This window comes from Gottfriedia acidiceleris, assembly GCF_004138285.1.
Taxonomy (GTDB): Bacteria; Bacillota; Bacilli; order Bacillales; family Bacillaceae_G; genus Gottfriedia; species Gottfriedia acidiceleris_A.
The window spans coordinates 130,587-146,413 of sequence record NZ_SCFN01000007.1 but is presented as its reverse complement, the minus strand read 5'-3'; the positions used below and the strand labels follow the sequence as shown (position 1 = coordinate 146,413).

Here is a 15,827-nt window from a genome sequence, read left to right as displayed (position 1 = left end):
TTCCGACGCATTATTTCATATTAGTTTATCATTGTTATTTAAAATAAAAAAGAACAGTAGCTTTTAAACTACTGTTTAAAATTCGAAAGTTCATAAAATAGAAGAATTAAGTTTTCAAGTCCTTGTTCTTTTATCGCAATCTCATCAAAGACCATTGGTTTAGAGTTAATTTCAAAAATATAGTAATGATTGTTTTGAATTCCGATATCCATTGAGAATTCAAAAAAATGTGCATCGTCCATATTTAATGCATTTCCTGTTTGTCGGACTATTTCTTGTAATAAAGAATAATTTAATTCAATCGGTAGTTCTTCAATAGCAATAATGCTACCACCTCTAGGTACATGAGTTGTAATAGCATTAAATGTTCCTACTCTTACCCCGACACCGGAAAGAATATAATTATTTTCATTTTTATGTGCAAGAATTCGTAGATCAAACTTTCTTCCATCTGGTAATTCGCTCACTATACCTTGTTGACAAATAAAATCCTCGCTTAATGAACTTAGAAATTTCCAACAATCACTAATTGATTTCACCAATTCTACATGAAATGCATTACGGATTATGACTTCTTTGTCACTTTTCAAGGAGAGTTTAAACACGCCAAATCCTCTTGAAGAATTATGCTTCTTTATATATAGAAATTTCCACTTTTTTAAATAGAAATATAAATCTTTTTCGCTAGTTAATTCGATTGTCTTTGGAATATATCTTTTTAAAAAGTCGTTTGAAGATAATATTGACGTTGTTTGTATTTTTGAGAGATATGATTCGTTAAAAAAAGGAATGTTTAGTTCTGAGATTTTTTCTCGAAAATTTTTATAATCATCATTAGATTCGTACTGTACAGATGGAATGCGATTATAAATTACGTCTGGTAAAGGGGAAAATAGTTTAAGCCATTTTTTTGTTTTAAAACAAAACGTAAAACATTTAACCGAATTACCAGAGAGGGCGGTGGGGGTTAATATTATAGGTATACCGCCATCTGTTAATATCTTCTTACAAATTCTTTTAAAGGTCTTAATATTCCCACTAAAAGGTAGCCGATCTTCATTTGTTAATATACCGATAATAGGGCCTAAATGTGTTCCGATTTTTTTTACCTGAAATTGAATGGAATTTGAACGATCGTCTTGGGATGGTAATATAGGAAGCCGATTATGACCTATGGAATATCTTGATTCACTATGGTCATGCGACCAAGTATTTTTATCAAGATGATAAAAAACAGAGATCATTTCATTGAAACCTCGAGTTCATTACCTTTTTTGGAAAGATGAGTAGCATATTCCAAAAATAGTTTTTTGATCTGTTTGTCATTTTCTTGGAAACTAGGATTTGAAAAGATTGATCTTCCAGGTTTAGAATTCGCTTCAAAAAGCCAAATTTTTTCATCTTTATCAACACCTATATCAAATCCAATTTCTCCGATATGACCATCTACTTGACGATCTAAAGATTCGCTAATTTTTAATGCTGCTGTAGCTAATTTTTCATGTATTCTTTTCGCTTTTTCCTGATCAAACAATTCTTCAAGAGTTTTCACTCGACCACCGTTATTTAGGTGAGTAGTTGTGCTACCTTTTCCTGCTACTTTTGCGGCAATAACCGTTACATGCCACTTTCCTAAAGCATCCTTGTTTGTATGAACTCGAAAATCGACAGGCTGATGCTCGTAACGAATTAGTGGAATACCTTGTTGTACAATGAAGTCGTGTAACTTCGTGCTACGAAAAACATGATTAATTAAAGATTGGAGTGATGAGAATTTTTGAAGTTTATTTGTTTCAAAATCACGATATCTACAATAATAAATTCCTTCTTCTCGGTGGTAACGTATTAAAATAACTTTTGAACCGAGGCTACCATTTTCAGGTTTAACATATACAAATTGGTATTGCGATAATAATTCTTCAATCGTGTCAAAATTATGGAACTTTACTGTTTTCGGGAGATAATGAGCAACTGATTCCTCATTTTTTAATTTTAAATATAAGTCCCATTTATTGAAGAATCCAGGATTAAACCATGGGATTTTGTATTCTTTTTCTAATTTATGACGTACGCGTTTAATGGATTTATGAACCTCAACTTTTCGATTTGGTAACCTATTATAAATAACCGTTGGAAAAGGAACGACCTCTTTGGTCCATCTTTTATTCGTAAAGAAATAACCTTGAATTGTTTCAGATTCCCAATCAATACCGTGAGTACCAAATACAAATATAAAGCTATTTTTTTGATTATTTTCAGCTATTAAGTTTGCAAACATAAAGCTACGATCACCGATAGGGCGAAGCAGTGACTCAGTAAAGCCGGCGGTGAAAATTCCGACTAGTGGTCCAAGCTGTAAAGTATTTCCGATAATAATGGGCTCAATAGAACCTTCAAAAGGTATACAGAGCATTTCAACTAAATGCTCTGATATCGAAATAATATTGTGAAGTGTATTCATCGTAACTAGTTGACAAGGGTATTTTTTTTGACCAAAAGCAATATATTCAATATTTCTAGATGTAGTAAGCTCTTCGGGTATACACACTAGGTTCTTACTCTGTCGATGAGTAACGATTTTATAAACTTCATTCATTATTTAATTTCACTTCTTTCACTTTTAGATTTCGATTGCAAATGTAAACAATACTGAATTGGCGCTGAGTAAAGCTTTTGTTGGATAGAAGGGTCTGTTTGAAGTAGAACTTTTCTACCAGGCTTTGAATTAACATCTAAAATCCAGATGGCTTGATTTGAATCGATGCCTAAATCTAAACCAATTTCAAATAAAGGAAGAAAATTCTTTTCAAGGGTGACTGGTAATTGTTTACAAATTGTCTCAATATCTTGCTGTAATATTAAAGCAGTTCTTTGATTAAATTGAGTAATCCATTCCTCAAATGGAACTGCACTACTTCCTGCACTTAAATTTGCAACAATTGAATTAGGCTGACCGATGCGAACACCTTTTCCAACTGCTTGCCACTCACCATTTTCATTTTTTTGTAAAAGGATTCTTAAATCAAATGCTTCATGTGATTTTGTTTGGAGGTCTAAATAATTTTGAAAAACATATCCTTTTGACTCAACAATCGGTTGTAGCCACTCAAAAAATTCATCCCTTGTTTCGTAAACAGTTTCAATTACTTCTTTTTGTTTTTGTGTTGAAACACTAATTGAATATGCACTTAACGTAATAAAATAAATATTGATTCCTCTTGAACCATGGATGGGTTTAATGACGAGCTTGCGCGTTTTTCTAAGTTCTTCAAAAAATACAGCTAAGTGTAATAGTTTCTTTGTTTTAGGGATATATGGATTTAAACTTTCATCAGTTGCTAGAGCTTGATAAGTTTCCCATTTTCCTGGCAGTCCATATCCTAAAAAAGTGATGTCTTTACGTTTTTTTAGCCAGTCAACAATAGGCTTTGCCTGCTTACTTTTAATACTTGGGGAATAGAAGCATCGATCATAAATATAATTCGGTATTTCAAATGTTGTTTTCTCCCATTGTTCTGTTTCTGCTATATACTTCCAGCCCATAATTTCTTCAGTGGCTGGTTGAATATTAAAAGGTGTAAATTGAACGAATTCGTAACCAAGTTTACTTGCTTCTTTCGCCATATGCTGAACGTATTCACCTTCTTGTCTTTCTTTAAGAGATAAATAACCTATTCTCATTCTTTTCACTCCTTGTACTTATAAATATGATTGAACAAGAGAAAAAATAGCTTTTGTTGAAGGTCTAATTTTTTGAATTGGGTCTGAAACTTGTAAATCCTTAGATGGCTTTGAATTTATTTCGATAACCCAAGGGTTAAATTGATTGTCTATAGCGAGATCCACACCAAACTCAGCGAATAATCCATCAAAGGAGGAGTCTATACATTTACAGCATTCGATGGCTAACTCAATCAATAACTTTTTAAAGTGAATTCGCTCTTTCTTTGGTAAATATTGACCTAAAAATTCATCAATTTTTTGAAGGTCTCCCCCACGTGCCAAATTGCTTACAAACTGTGTAGGGTGACCAATTCTTGCTACTGTTGAAGTTACTTCCCATTTATTAAATTTATTTTTATGACATAAAAATCTAAAATCAACAAGTCGATCATCCTTACTGATTAAAGATAAGCCTTCTTGGATGATAAAAGTCCGCTTATTTAATTGCTGTTTAATTGGGTGAAATAGTTGAGAAATTGATTTATATTCAACTTCTACTTCAGAATTTTGGCTATTTTTTAAGCGATACAAATCTTTATCTTTTGTAACCTTAAAAATGTTTCTCCCTTGGCTACCGTGAATTGGTTTAATAAAAATCGTTTCATATTTTTGGATAAAGTTCTCTAATTGTTCGACTGAGCAGCATTCCTCAGTGTATGGAACGTATGGCTTTATATAAGCTGAATCAATTAGAGCTTTAAAAACTTCAAGCTTATTTAAGAAGCGAGCATTAAAAAAAGGTATTTGTTGACTTGTTAGCGAAGAATTAAGTAATTTAAACTCTTTCGTTCGTTCAAGTCTTCTCGAATGAATTCGATTATGAATGATTGAAGGGGCAGGTACATTCGTTAAAGACCAGCCATTTTCTGAACGTTTATATCCTTTTAATTCATTCGTTAGTAGTTTTTTAAATGAAGTTACATAGAAATCAATATCAGAGTCTCCGCATAACTCTGATAGTTCCTCACAAAGTGTCGTTATTGAACCGAGCGGATTTAATGACTCCTCATTGATCGAATCAGTTACTACAACAAAAGATTGGGGTTCTTGATTTTTAGGAAAAGATTGCAATGATTCTCCTCCTTTCCAAAATAATTGTCGTTGTATACTATGTGATATTCGCCTAGTTGGTGAATGTCTTTAGGAAATTTTTAGGGAAGAAAGTTTGACTTGTTTTAGAAAGACTGACATATAATAGAATGTTTGCTATAGTGGAGATACAAAAGTTTATAGGAGGTAGTAACATGGCTGTAAATATTTATGATATTGCATACTCGCTACAAAACGCTTTTAAGGAGCAAACGGAATTTAAAAATTTACAATCACTATACTCACAAGTATTAGCTGATCCAAATGCAAAACCATTATTTATGGAATTTCAAAATTTCCAAAAGGCGATGCAACAAAAAATGTATCAAGGTGAAGCGGTTACACCTGAAGAAAATGCAAAAGGACAAGAAATTGTTGCAAGAGTGTCTCAAAATCCTTTAATCGCAAACTTAATGCAAGTGGAACAGAGACTAAATTTAGTCATCCAAGATGTAAATAAAATTGTCATGAGTCCATTAGAAGAATTTTATAAATCTTTACTTGAACTTTAATATTTAAAAGGCAGGATAAGAAGAGGATCTTTTAATTCTTTTACTTTTTCCTGCCTTTCTTAAAACCCTTCTTTATACATAAGAGAGACTTCATTGAATTGGAGTCTTTTTTAGTATAAGAATGGATATAATAACAGCCTACATTGTTCTAATTAAATGAAGCATGTCATATATTTCTAGTAAGGTATTTCTTCGCGAAATGGGGGAGATTAAGTGATTTATAAGTTACTTGCAATTAATATAGATGGTACTTTATTGCAATCCAATGGGAAACTCTCAAAAGAATCGAAAGAAGCTGTTGAATACGTTCAAGACAAAGGGATTTATGTAACCTTATATACGAGCAGAAATTTCCAAGCTACAAAAAAAATCGCAAAAGCTCTTAAGGTTAATAACCTTTTGGTCTCTCACTCAGGTGCCTTTATCTCTTCAAAGCTTGATGAACCATTATTTGAAAAGAGAGTTGAAGAGGAAGAAGCTTATGACATCGTTAAAAAACTAGAAAAATATGATTGTAATATTCGTTTGTCACATGAACATTTTTCAATTGGAAATCGAAAAAAATTACAATCTAACTTAGTCGCAAAAGCAGTATTATCAAATGCTGATCCTGTCTTTTATCCAATCCAATTTGTTGAATCACTTTCAGATAGCATTCTGGAAAATTCAATATCACCGTTAAAAATCGAATGTTATTTCTCTGATGAAGTAGAGAAAAATAAAGTGAAAAAAGAATTGAATGCAAAGTATCCACATCTTGATTGCTTATCTGATGAAGATCGCAAAATTGAAATCGTTCGAAAAGGAATTTCAAAATATTCAGGATTAAAACGATTAGGTGAACATCTAGGAATTTCTTATCACGAAATGGTTGTAATCGGAGATAATTATAGTGATTTACCATTAATCGAGCATGCAGGTTTAGGAGTTGCTATGTCAAATGCTCCTGTAGAGATTAAAAAAGTTGCAGACTGGATTACAAGATCAAATGATCAAAATGGTGTTCCATATATGATCAAGGAGCATTTCAGGAAACAATTCCCACTGCCATTCTTAAAAACACATAAAATCGAAAAATAAATAAAAAAGCCTGGCTTTCAAGAGAATCCTCTTCGAAAACCAGGCTTTTTCATTGTATTTTAATTAATTGACCTCGTTACTCTTTAATTTTATACTTAAGTGATAACTTAAAAAGGTGATAAAAAATGAAAATATATATTAAAGGCTTAGAGGATATTCGTTTTCAAAGACCGTTAGAGCTATTAGCCCAACTGTTTTTTGAAGACTGCGATGTATCGTTAGAAGAAATAGATTCAGATATAGAAGTAAGTTTTGTGCTAGATGAAGTTAATAAACAAGTATCAGGTAAGTTAGGTACGAATTTCCAAGCAAATACAAGCTATGTAGATGGTAAAGATGATCGAGAATCATTTAAATTTAAAAAGAAAGCAGTTAACTTTGTCTTTTTATCATTACTACAAGAGCATACTGGAATTCAGCAAAAGTGGGGGATCTTAACTGGTATTCGACCAACGAAACTCCTTCATTCAAAACTTAAAGCTGGTGTATCAAAAGAAATGGCGCATGAAGAGCTACGAAATGACTATTTAATCCATGAAGAAAAAATTGAATTAATGCAATCAATCGTCGACCGTCAATTAAAAGTAATACCAGATTTATATAACTTGCAGAATGAAGTTAGTCTTTATATTGGTATTCCTTATTGTCCTACTAAGTGTGCTTATTGTACATTCCCAGCTTATGCTATTCAAGGGAAACAAGGTGCAGTCGATTCATTCTTATATGGATTACATTATGAAATGGAAAAAATCGGTGAATTTCTAAAGGAACGTGGAATTAACATTACTACGATTTATTATGGCGGAGGGACACCTACTAGTATTACAGCAGAAGAAATGGACTTACTGTATGCTAAGATGTACGAATCATTTCCAAATATGAAGCAGGTTCGTGAAATTACGGTGGAGGCTGGTAGACCTGATACAATTACACCCGAAAAATTAGATGTTTTAAATAAATGGAATATTGATCGAATTAGTATTAATCCACAATCCTATATTCAAGAAACTTTAAAAGCGATTGGAAGACATCATACTGTAGATGAAACAATAACAAAGTACCATTTAGCCCGTGAAATGGGGATGAATAATATTAATATGGATTTGATTATTGGTTTACCTGGAGAAGGTTTAAAAGAATTCCAATATACATTAGATGAAACTGAAAAGTTAATGCCTGAATCATTGACGGTTCATACACTTTCATTTAAAAGAGCTTCAGAAATGACGCAAAACAAACAAAAATATAAAGTTGCAGATCGAGATGAAGTGCAGCAAATGATGAATGAAGCAACGGTATGGACAAAAAATCATAACTATCATCCATACTATTTATATCGTCAAAAAAATATATTAGGTAATCTTGAGAACATTGGATACTCTGTTGACGGTCAAGAAAGTCTGTACAATATATTAATTATGGAAGAAGAGCAAACAATTATTGGTTTAGGTTGTGGCGCATCTAGTAAGTTTGTAAATCCAGAAACTCGTCAAATAACTCGATTTGCCAATGCGAAAGATCCTAAATCATATAATGAAGGTTATGAGCATTATACAAATGCAAAAATTAAGATTTTAGATGAATTATTTTCGAAAAGTAATCAATCAAATTAATGAAAAATAAAGGAAATTCCCCTTGTGATGTTTAATGTTTAAATTAATCATGAAATTAAGGGGGATTTTTTTATGTCTATTTCGAACACGGCAGAACATGTTTTATTAAGAAAAGAGGGACGAGTTGCAACTGTTGTATTTAATCGACCTGAAGTATTGAATGCAATGAATGAAGATACATTCAGACAATTTCGAGATGTACTGGATGAAATCGCTAGTTCAGACGTTGATGTAGTCGTTCTATGTGGAAATGGCAAAGGTTTCTCTTCAGGTGGAGATTTAAAATCAATGCTAAGTAATACAGATGAGTCTGCTTTTGGTCCAGTAATGGATTTAATTACAGATTTAGTAGTTAAATTATATACTTTACCTAAAATCGTTATTAGTGCGATCCATGGACCAGCTGCTGGTATAGGACTAAGTTTTGCTCTTGCTAGTGATTTTGTTCTTGCTCACGAATCAGGTGTATTGGCAATGAACTTTATCGGAATTGGCTTAATTCCTGATGGTGGTGCACATTATTTCTTAGAAAAAAGACTAGGTGAAACAAAAGCTAAACAACTGATTTGGGAAGGTAAAAAACTAAAAGCAATGCAAGCGCTAGAAATCGGTTTAATTGATGAAGTAATAAGTGGGGATTTTGAACAAAAAATTAACGAACACGTGAAGTCTATACTTCAAAAACCTGTAAGTGCGATGATCCAATCAAAACAAATCTACTGTAACGGTAACCTAGAGTCTTTAAAAAATGTACTTTTATTTGAAAAAGAAGGACAAAGTGCAATGAGAAGAACAGCAGATCATCAGGAAGGTGTACAGGCGTTTTTACAAAAGAGATTGCCGGTTTTTACTGGTAAATAAGGATAATGAAATCGACTGGATTCAGTCGATTTTTTTGATGTAGAAGAAAAGAAAAGATGTACAAATAAAATTAACAAAAGTACAATTAAATAACCTGAAATAGTAATTAACAATACATTTGATATAATATTTTAATGACTATTTACTATCACATTACTATTTTCTTTCTGTAATCCTATGTTTTTAATATTAAAAAGAATAAATCATTAAAATTTAGATTGTCTATTTTCTATTATGCACTAGTCTATGTTTGTTAAAATGTGTCTGACAATTAAAAATAAACTTAACAGTTATTTTACGAAATGGTTAATTTTAAAATACAAGACTATAAGTTTTTCTCCACTCATGGTAGAATGTTGACATTCTCAGTTTTGGGAGAGTGGTTAGATTGAAAAAGATTCAAAGCAATTCACGTACAACGTCAAGAGCGAAAAGAAAAAAAACAAAACTCATTTTATTTGGATCAATTGGAATCGTACTGATACTAATAGCATTTGTTTCGTATTCCATTTTTTCGCCGAATGATAATAAGGCAGGATCTAAAAAAAGTGCTTATGCTTCAGCCAAAAACAGCGAAAAGAATGATGATAATGGTGTAAAAGAGACATCAACAACAGTTCAAACAATTGATGATGAGGATTCAGATGGCTCGGCACCGGAACAAACGGGTGCACAAACTGGTGCGAAACATGTTACAAGCTATGATAGAAATTCTCAAGACTGGCAGGCAATGCTACAGACAATCTCTTCTGCTGCTGGAATAGATTCAGGCAATATGACTGTTTGGTTTTTAGGCAGTGACAAAAGCAACCCAGGTGGCTCAGTCGGGACTGTATCAGCAAAGACAAAAGGCTCGCAAAAATACCGAGTATATCTCATATGGGATGGCTCCAGCTATAAAGCTACAAAAGTTGAACCTGCTTCATAAAATGTAAATAGGATGCACTTAAGGGTAATCCTAAGGCTGTCGAGAAATTCTCGACAGCCTATTTTTAAATCATTAGTTTTACTTAAGAAAAAGTAAGTCAACTTTCGGTTATAACTAATTGATTCACGTTTGTTGTATTGCGACAAGCGGAGTCGTACTGTCTACATTAAGGGAAGATGCAGATCAGGACTTTTCCACTCACTGTGCTATTTGACGCATGTCATAATACATATTCTTTAGGTTCACCGTATTCTCATTGAAAAGAAATTTCCACGCCAAGCAGAAATTGGAAAGTGTTGGCGCGTGGATCTGTACTTTAAACTAAAAATAAAAAAACAAAAAAGCTGCGATATGTGTTCGCAGCTTCTTTATTATTATGGATGGAATAAAAGCAGTTTACCAGTTTGACTAATGCAACGGTGGGTTTTATCAATTGCACCGATTGTTGTGAGTTTTTCTGTAGCAATATTTTTTGCTTCTAAGTCAGAATTAGCTTCGAATTGTTCATCGACAATTGATTCGCCACTTTTTTCAAAAGCAGTAATTCGATATGTTGCCATGTCATAGACCTCCCTAAAGTAGTTGCGATATTACTATTTTGGCATAGATTGAAAAGCTGTGTAAAGTAATAATTTGAATTGTAAAAAAATTCAGTGCTGATTTAAAATTTTGACATTTGTAGATTTTAACAGATTTTAAGAATTGTTAGATTATGTCTTAATTTTTTGTATGAACATTGTTGGGCTAAGTATCTATTTTAACGTATAATAGGATAAGTAAAACGACTAATACATAATTTGATTTTCCTTTTTTTATTTTGTGAAATTGATTTTCCAAAATATTTTAAGCTACTTACTTAAGTAGAGCTTAAGGAAGCATATACAAAATGGAGGTACTTATGGATAAAAAAGTATATGATCATGAAGTTGGCGAACGTTTTGTAACATTTTTATTTATTAAAGCTGTTACTAAAGGTGTAGCAAGTAATCAAAAATCATTTTTATCTTTAACTTTACAAGACCAAAGTGGAGATATTGAGGCGAAGCTCTGGGATATTTCTTCGGAGCAAGAAGAATCGTATGTAGAAGGAACTGTTGTAAAAGTTGAAGGGGAACTACACGATTATAGAGGAAAACTTCAGCTTAAATTACGCCAAATTCGTCCAACTAAAGATACAGACGAAGTAAATCCAGAAGATTTTTTCGCAAGGGCACCAGTTTCTAAAGAAGAATTATATGAGAAAATAACTTCATACATCAATAATATGACCAATGAAAAACTAAAAAAGCTTACTGAGTATCTAGTATTAAAAAATCAAGAAGATTTTCTTGATTTTCCAGCGGCAACTAAGAATCACCATGAATTTGTTTCTGGTTTAGCATACCATGTTTTTTGTATGTTGAAATTAGGTGAAGCAATTGCAAATTTATATCCTTCGATCAATAAGGATTTACTATACGCAGGAATCATACTACATGATTTAGGAAAAGTAAGAGAATTATCTGGTCCAGTTTCAACAAAGTATACTGTCGAAGGTAATTTGTTAGGTCATATCTCACTTATGGCAATTGAAATTGGAAATGCTTCTATCGAGCTAGGTATTGAGGGAGAAGAGGTTACTGTTCTACAGCATCTTATTTTAAGTCATCATGGTAAGTATGAGTACGGTAGTCCAAAACTACCTTTAATTAAAGAAGCTGAAATATTACATTATATTGATAATATTGATGCAAAAATGAATATGTTAGACCGCGCACTTGAAAGAGTTGAACCAGGAGAATATACAGAGCGCATTTTCCCATTAGAAAATCGTAGTTTTTACAAACCAAAATTTTAAATTAATCATACTTCCTCTTTATTAGCCATATAATGAAGCAAATGCTTGTCTACTAAGGAGGAAAATCAATGCCAATTCTACCATTTTGGATGTATATCGTGATCTTAGGAATTTTTGTAAGTGGATTTATGGTGCTTTACACCTCTAAACAAGAAAGAGATGCAGATGAAGCTTTCATTGAAAAAGAGGGAGAAATTTACTTACAAAGAATTAAGGAAGAAAGAGAACGAAGAGAGCAATTACTTATTAATTCTGAGATTTCATCGAATTAAAAAACCTGCCAATTTAGGCAGGTTTTTTTTTTATGATTTTTTCGCTTGGCTTTCTAAGTCTTTATCTTTTACTTTAAATTTAGCTTTTTTAAGAAGTTCATCAGAGAATGCTGAGAAGTTTTCTTGGCTTAGCTTAGACTCAGCAATTTTTTTACGAGCATCTTTTTCGTTAGCAGTCTTTTTACCAGTTAATTTAATAACATGGTATCCAAATTGTGATTTAACTGGTTGGCTAATTTCTCCAACTTTTAATTTATAAGCAGCTGCTTCGAACTCAGGCACCATAGCACCTTCTCCAAAATAGCCTAAATCTCCACCTTTATCTTTTGAACCAGTGTCAGTAGAATATTTTTTTGCTTCTGCTGCAAAATCTGCACCTTTAGCTAATTCTTCTTCGACTTTTTTAGCTGTAGCTTCATCTTTTACTAAAATATGACTAGCTCTAATTTCTGGTTTATATTTTGCAAGGTCAGCTTTTGTTACTGAAGCTTCAGCAGCTTTTTCAGTTAATAAATCGATTTTAACACGATCTTTAAATGCTGCTTCATCTTTAAATCCGTATTGAGCTAAGAAAGCTTTAAATTGGTCACCATTTTGTGTTTTATACTCATTAAACTTAGCGTCAACATCTTTATCACTAACTTTGTAGTTTTTCTTTAAATAATCTTCAATAGCCATTTGCTTAAGCATAGCTAAGCCTGCTGTATCTTTCATCTTGTCATATAAATCTTTTGATGTGATATCTCCCGCATTAGATGTAGCAACTACATCGTTACTAATACCAGCAGATCCACATGCTGCTAGTCCGAATACTGAGGTAGCTAAAACTGCAGATACGATTAACTTTTTCATTTAAACATCTCCTAAAAAAAATTTTTGCTTATTAAAGTATAGAGCTTAAATCTTAATTTTTCCTTTATTTAGACATACCTTTTGCTGGAAATTACTTCACTAAATATAACATATTTTCCCTCAATGTGACAAAGTTTATCCAAAAAAAGAATAATTTGGTATACTTTTTAATTAAAAATTAATCAATTTGAAGGAATCTTGAACTAGTTTTATATGAAATATAGGCATTTATGAGAGTAATAAATGGAGGGGGATTTCTATTTTTTTATAGCTCTAATTTTATATTTTATCTCCAGACCTTGCCTAAAAAACACGCTTATCCTACAAATTAAAAACTTGTCAATCGTGACATTCGCCCAATCAATTAAGGCATTCGTCTATATATTATTATGTATTACTTTTAGGAGGGTGGAAAAATGGAGGGGAAAACATCGCGTGAATTTGTATTAATCGTGATCCTGTTTATTTTGTTAATCATTATTGGGTGTTCATTTTTATAAGTAGTATGAATCTTCAAAAATGAAGGTTATTTATACATTTGCCCAGACCATTTTTTACTACACGCATAAGATAAGATATGTAGCAAAAGGAGGTGTGAATGATGGGCGTAGGATTCCATGGTGGAGGATTTGCGTTAATCGTTGTATTGTTCATCTTATTAATTATCGTAGGAGCAGCTTGCATCTAATTTGTAAATAAGACAAATATTCGACCGGAGGTATTGTACCTCCGGTTGAGTTTTTATTCCAGAAATAAAATTAGTTAATGATGTACATATTCTTGTTTATAGAAATTTAGAAATTGAAATAAAAAGGAAATGAGTTGAGGGTTTCAAAGAAGGTATTTATGTGAAATTTTGAACAAAAGTGGCCGAAATAAAAAGCGGAAGGATTTAATTAATCTTGCCCCGCTTCTATTTGATTGTACAATTTCAAGGACATATCAATTGAAATTGTAACTTTAAAGAAGATATTAAGGTTTCTTAATTAAACGATTATCTTCTTCAATAAATTCTTTATCTATGTTACCTAACGTTGTTTCAAATATATCCATAAAATCTTTTCCATAAATATTACGTAAAATAGCCATAATTTCCATATTTTCTGGAAATTTACCATAAAATTCTTTTAATGGTAAAGTACCTTGAAAAACTGAATTTGTCTCTGGATCAAATTCTCCTAGAATCTCTAATAGCATATCTTTACCTTTTTCTGTTAATTCAATATACGTATTACGTTTATCTTCTACTTTTTTAGAAAACACTAATAAACCACGCTCTTCTAGCTTTTTAGAGAAGTTAAAAGCAGTCGATACGTGCATTACACCAAATTTAGCAATTTCAGAAATAGACGCACCCTTTAAGTGGAAGGCGATCATTAAAATATGATGTTCATTGATATTTAAATCATAGGGCTTAATCCATTGTTGCCAGTCCTTTTCAACTGACTTCCATAATGCTTTAGAAATTTGGGCAATTCTTTGACTAAAAATCAAAGCTTCTTTCATTGTGTATAATTTTTGTTCAGTTTTCATCAATTCACCTTCTTTTCTATTTAACTATCTATTTATTATTATGCCAATAATATGTGAAGAAATAAAGAACTTTTAGTTAGAATTTTTAAAAATTTTCACAAAGTAGTTGATAAAATTCTACATTTTTATATTATAATTAAGTGTTATGGGTCATAAAAATTATGTTTATATAATAATTTTAACGAAACTATAGAGTGATTGTCGATAAAATATTATTGGTAATATAGTAAATATATAATATAAATCTATAAAAATATAGTATAAAATGAAGAATTTAGATGGAATTTACATAAAAAAAACAAAAACAGGAGATATTCACTCTCCTGTTTTTGTATTAAAATGGGATTATTTTATTATTTTTTAATAATGTTATTTTCGATAGATTTTGCAATCTCTTGAAGCGTTTCATTTGTGTATTGATTTTGATTTGAAAGCCATTTTACATCAAAGCCATCATTATTTCCGTATCGTGGTAAAATATGCATATGATAATGAAATACAGTTTGACCTGAAACTTCACCACTATTATTTAAAATATTTACACCTTGGACATTAAAAGCTTCTTTCATTGCATTAGCGATTTGAGGTACTTTTCGGAAGTATGTACTAGCTGTCTCTTCACTCATTTCGAATATGTTTTCAACATGGTCCTTTGGAATGACTAATGTGTGTCCTTTTGTAACTTGACTTAGATCTAAAAAAGCTAAAACATCATCATCCTCGTATACTTTTGAAGCTGGAATGCTTCCTTCAACAATTTTGCAGAAAATACAATTAGCGTCATGTGCCATTTTTTATACTTCCTTTCACTTTTTTCCTTATTTTAACATAGGCATAGCTGAAAGGGGAAATAGGGTCAAGGGAAAATAAACAAGAAGCAACCTAAGTTGCTTCTTGAAGAAGGGGAAAGATTATTGGAGTAATTATAAATTGTCTTTAATAGACACCTCATTTGCTTAAATGTTCAATAAATTGGTACACCTTATAATAAGTATATATGCTCTGGTCGAGACACCTCATTTACAAATTGGTATACTAAAACCTTTGTTTATAAGTGATAATGTTCAAGCTAACCATCTCCTTTGATGTTTTCACTGCTGTTATTTACAACGATGTTTTATCTTTGGAGACATTTCACTTCAACAGCTACCCTTGCATAGGTTTGAACGCAAATTAAATTACCTTTAACACACACCTCATTTCAAATTTTGAACTGGAAAGTGTGTTGCTTTCCCTTCAAGAATTATGATGCCCAGTAGTAAAGAAAGTATGCAAAAACAATAAAAAATTTTAAAAAGCAGTTGAAGACAGAAAGACAATAAAGACAATATTAAAGTCAGAAAAAGTAAGAAAGCAGAAGATGCTTAGTAATGAGAACAAGTTGAATTGGAAATTCAGGACCATAACAAGTATAAATAATAGAAGGAAATAGTTAAAAAAGAATTTAAACTATGAGAGACACGGGAAGGTTATTACCACGTGTCACCGGCCTAACATATCGAGGACCAAGCAAGGATATATACTGGA

General features: G+C 31.7%; 17 protein-coding genes. 9 read left to right on the top strand and 8 right to left on the bottom strand.

The annotated features are described in order from the left end of the window. Positions 1-68: 68 nt before the first annotated feature. Genes EP747_RS12645 through EP747_RS12630 form a run of 4 tightly spaced genes read right to left on the bottom strand, consistent with a single transcriptional unit; the run spans position 69 to position 4,794 of the window. A complete protein-coding gene (locus EP747_RS12645; RefSeq protein WP_129690448.1) occupies positions 69-1,244 on the bottom strand; it encodes a YheC/YheD family protein in 1,176 nt (391 codons plus the stop codon). Next, entirely contained in the window at positions 1,241-2,596 is a 1,356-nt protein-coding gene (locus EP747_RS12640; RefSeq protein WP_235832870.1) for a YheC/YheD family protein, read from the bottom strand. The genes EP747_RS12645 and EP747_RS12640 overlap by 4 nt, the downstream gene beginning before the upstream one ends. Then, the gene (locus EP747_RS12635; RefSeq protein WP_129690446.1) at positions 2,596-3,681 is read right to left on the bottom strand and encodes a YheC/YheD family protein; all 1,086 of its coding nucleotides are present in this window, start codon (positions 3,679-3,681) and stop codon (positions 2,596-2,598) included. Before EP747_RS12635 ends, EP747_RS12640 begins: the two co-directional genes overlap by 1 nt. An 18-nt stretch (positions 3,682-3,699) precedes the next feature. After that, a complete protein-coding gene (locus EP747_RS12630) occupies positions 3,700-4,794 on the bottom strand; it encodes a YheC/YheD family protein (protein ID WP_165347027.1) in 1,095 nt (364 codons plus the stop codon). A gap of 173 nt (positions 4,795-4,967) precedes the next feature. Between EP747_RS12630 and EP747_RS12625 the strand changes: the two genes are divergently transcribed. The 5 genes from EP747_RS12625 to EP747_RS12605 all read left to right on the top strand — a co-directional run bounded on the left by EP747_RS12625 (position 4,968) and on the right by EP747_RS12605 (position 9,806). Then, positions 4,968-5,324: a YlbF family regulator gene (locus tag EP747_RS12625; protein WP_129690442.1), complete on the top strand. Its 357-nt coding sequence runs from the start codon at positions 4,968-4,970 to the stop codon at positions 5,322-5,324. A 213-nt stretch (positions 5,325-5,537) separates the two neighbouring features. Beyond that, positions 5,538-6,404, top strand: coding sequence for a Cof-type HAD-IIB family hydrolase (locus EP747_RS12620; RefSeq protein WP_129690440.1), 867 nt, complete (start codon positions 5,538-5,540; stop codon positions 6,402-6,404). 125 nt (positions 6,405-6,529) lie between these two features. Beyond that, complete coding sequence (locus EP747_RS12615; RefSeq protein WP_129690438.1) at positions 6,530-8,017, top strand: coproporphyrinogen III oxidase; 1,488 nt, start codon at positions 6,530-6,532, stop codon at positions 8,015-8,017. Between the two features lie 72 nt (positions 8,018-8,089). Further along, a complete protein-coding gene (locus EP747_RS12610) occupies positions 8,090-8,878 on the top strand; it encodes an enoyl-CoA hydratase (RefSeq protein ID WP_129690436.1) in 789 nt (262 codons plus the stop codon). Positions 8,879-9,266: 388 nt separating this feature from the next. Then, positions 9,267-9,806 (top strand): DUF1510 family protein, encoded by a 540-nt coding sequence (locus tag EP747_RS12605; protein WP_235832869.1) that lies wholly within the window; start codon positions 9,267-9,269, stop codon positions 9,804-9,806. Between the two features lie 374 nt (positions 9,807-10,180). Here EP747_RS12605 and EP747_RS12595 read toward each other — a convergent pair whose 3' ends face one another. After that, complete coding sequence (locus EP747_RS12595) at positions 10,181-10,366, bottom strand: YhzD family protein (protein ID WP_129690432.1); 186 nt, start codon at positions 10,364-10,366, stop codon at positions 10,181-10,183. Positions 10,367-10,704: 338 nt separating this feature from the next. Between EP747_RS12595 and yhaM the strand changes: the two genes are divergently transcribed. Together yhaM and EP747_RS12585 are read left to right on the top strand one after the other, a co-directional pair. Further along, the gene (yhaM, locus tag EP747_RS12590; protein WP_129690430.1) at positions 10,705-11,643 is read left to right on the top strand and encodes a 3'-5' exoribonuclease YhaM; all 939 of its coding nucleotides are present in this window, start codon (positions 10,705-10,707) and stop codon (positions 11,641-11,643) included. Positions 11,644-11,711: 68 nt separating this feature from the next. Next, positions 11,712-11,915 carry a sporulation YhaL family protein gene (locus EP747_RS12585; protein WP_056472082.1) on the top strand — a complete coding sequence of 68 codons (204 nt, stop codon included), beginning with the start codon at positions 11,712-11,714 and terminating at the stop codon, positions 11,913-11,915. 30 nt (positions 11,916-11,945) lie between these two features. Here the strand turns inward: EP747_RS12585 and EP747_RS12580 are convergent, their stop codons facing one another. Then, positions 11,946-12,767 (bottom strand): peptidylprolyl isomerase, encoded by an 822-nt coding sequence (locus tag EP747_RS12580; protein ID WP_129690428.1) that lies wholly within the window; start codon positions 12,765-12,767, stop codon positions 11,946-11,948. A gap of 416 nt (positions 12,768-13,183) precedes the next feature. Here EP747_RS12580 and EP747_RS12575 point away from each other — a divergent pair, with 416 nt between their 5' ends. Both EP747_RS12575 and EP747_RS12570 read left to right on the top strand, forming a co-directional pair. Continuing rightward, positions 13,184-13,267 carry a YjcZ family sporulation protein gene (locus EP747_RS12575; protein WP_129690679.1) on the top strand — a complete coding sequence of 28 codons (84 nt, stop codon included), beginning with the start codon at positions 13,184-13,186 and terminating at the stop codon, positions 13,265-13,267. A gap of 98 nt (positions 13,268-13,365) precedes the next feature. After that, positions 13,366-13,455 carry a YjcZ family sporulation protein gene (locus EP747_RS12570; protein ID WP_097973758.1) on the top strand — a complete coding sequence of 30 codons (90 nt, stop codon included), beginning with the start codon at positions 13,366-13,368 and terminating at the stop codon, positions 13,453-13,455. 284 nt (positions 13,456-13,739) lie between these two features. On the opposite strand, the gene EP747_RS12565 is transcribed toward EP747_RS12570, so the two are convergent. Both EP747_RS12565 and EP747_RS12560 read right to left on the bottom strand, forming a co-directional pair. Then, positions 13,740-14,300: an HTH-type transcriptional regulator Hpr gene (locus EP747_RS12565; protein ID WP_097973757.1), complete on the bottom strand. Its 561-nt coding sequence runs from the start codon at positions 14,298-14,300 to the stop codon at positions 13,740-13,742. Between the two features lie 353 nt (positions 14,301-14,653). Continuing rightward, complete coding sequence (locus tag EP747_RS12560) at positions 14,654-15,091, bottom strand: HIT family protein (RefSeq protein WP_129690426.1); 438 nt, start codon at positions 15,089-15,091, stop codon at positions 14,654-14,656. Between the last annotated feature and the right edge of the window lie 736 nt (positions 15,092-15,827).

What these genes read in the sequence shown, in the direction of transcription:
- EP747_RS12645 (WP_129690448.1), bottom strand. Translation starts at nt 1,244, where the DNA reads ATGATCTCTGTTTTTTATCATCTTGATAAAAATACTTGGTCGCATGAC.
- EP747_RS12640 (WP_235832870.1), bottom strand. Translation starts at nt 2,596, where the DNA reads ATGAATGAAGTTTATAAAATCGTTACTCATCGACAGAGTAAGAACCTA.
- EP747_RS12635 (WP_129690446.1), bottom strand. Translation starts at nt 3,681, where the DNA reads ATGAGAATAGGTTATTTATCTCTTAAAGAAAGACAAGAAGGTGAATAC.
- EP747_RS12625 (WP_129690442.1), top strand. Translation starts at nt 4,968, where the DNA reads ATGGCTGTAAATATTTATGATATTGCATACTCGCTACAAAACGCTTTT.
- EP747_RS12615 (WP_129690438.1), top strand. Translation starts at nt 6,530, where the DNA reads ATGAAAATATATATTAAAGGCTTAGAGGATATTCGTTTTCAAAGACCG.
- EP747_RS12610 (WP_129690436.1), top strand. Translation starts at nt 8,090, where the DNA reads ATGTCTATTTCGAACACGGCAGAACATGTTTTATTAAGAAAAGAGGGA.
- EP747_RS12595 (WP_129690432.1), bottom strand. Translation starts at nt 10,366, where the DNA reads ATGGCAACATATCGAATTACTGCTTTTGAAAAAAGTGGCGAATCAATT.
- yhaM (WP_129690430.1), top strand. Translation starts at nt 10,705, where the DNA reads ATGGATAAAAAAGTATATGATCATGAAGTTGGCGAACGTTTTGTAACA.
- EP747_RS12585 (WP_056472082.1), top strand. Translation starts at nt 11,712, where the DNA reads ATGCCAATTCTACCATTTTGGATGTATATCGTGATCTTAGGAATTTTT.
- EP747_RS12580 (WP_129690428.1), bottom strand. Translation starts at nt 12,767, where the DNA reads ATGAAAAAGTTAATCGTATCTGCAGTTTTAGCTACCTCAGTATTCGGA.
- EP747_RS12575 (WP_129690679.1), top strand. Translation starts at nt 13,184, where the DNA reads ATGGAGGGGAAAACATCGCGTGAATTTGTATTAATCGTGATCCTGTTT.
- EP747_RS12570 (WP_097973758.1), top strand. Translation starts at nt 13,366, where the DNA reads ATGATGGGCGTAGGATTCCATGGTGGAGGATTTGCGTTAATCGTTGTA.
- EP747_RS12565 (WP_097973757.1), bottom strand. Translation starts at nt 14,300, where the DNA reads ATGAAAACTGAACAAAAATTATACACAATGAAAGAAGCTTTGATTTTT.
- EP747_RS12560 (WP_129690426.1), bottom strand. Translation starts at nt 15,091, where the DNA reads ATGGCACATGACGCTAATTGTATTTTCTGCAAAATTGTTGAAGGAAGC.